General features: G+C 35.9%; 1 protein-coding gene. It reads left to right on the top strand.

What is annotated here, in order from left to right:
* Window positions 1-142: 142 nt before the first annotated feature.
* Window positions 143-496 (top strand): hypothetical protein (locus IQR33_RS26725; RefSeq protein ID WP_193844209.1); only part of this gene is annotated, 354 nt, incomplete at its 3' end.

The following is a 496-nucleotide window of genomic DNA, read 5'->3' as shown; positions in this document are numbered from 1 at the left end:
CAAAGCGTTCAAGACGGATTCACAACGCTTGGCATTTTCGGTTTTCTTTGAATTTAGTGTTTACGGCACAATGATTTAGGTTTGGTGGTTGTCGTTGTTCACCACTTAACGCGGCGTTAGCCCTCAAGGAGAAAATATAAAATTGTTTGAAAATCATTTAAAAAGAACAAAGTTCTTGCTGTTTTTGCAGGGTATATCTGTTGCAGTTACTCTGTTTCTACTATTTACCTTGCTTGCCCAAGTAAATCAATTGAGCTCTTCGAGTCTTTTTCTCACATTTGCAATTGTTTTAGTGATGCTAAGCTTGAACTTGTCTAGTTTTTACGGGTTGTTAAAAAAGAAGCTTTGGGTATTTAAGTTAATGATCGTTCTTTATTTAATTCAGATGATAGGCATAGAAACACCTAACTTTTCCTTAGCCTTTTCTTTTGGAGTTGAAGTACCGATAAGCGTGAATGTTAATGAAGTAACGGTTTCTCTAAACTTACTGGCAATC

Origin of the sequence: Vibrio sp. OPT46, assembly GCF_015163535.1 — a bacterium.
Classification (GTDB): Bacteria; Pseudomonadota; Gammaproteobacteria; order Enterobacterales; family Vibrionaceae; genus Vibrio; species Vibrio alginolyticus.
Note: the sequence above shows the minus strand (reverse complement) of the source record. Positions and strands in the feature narration are given on the sequence as shown.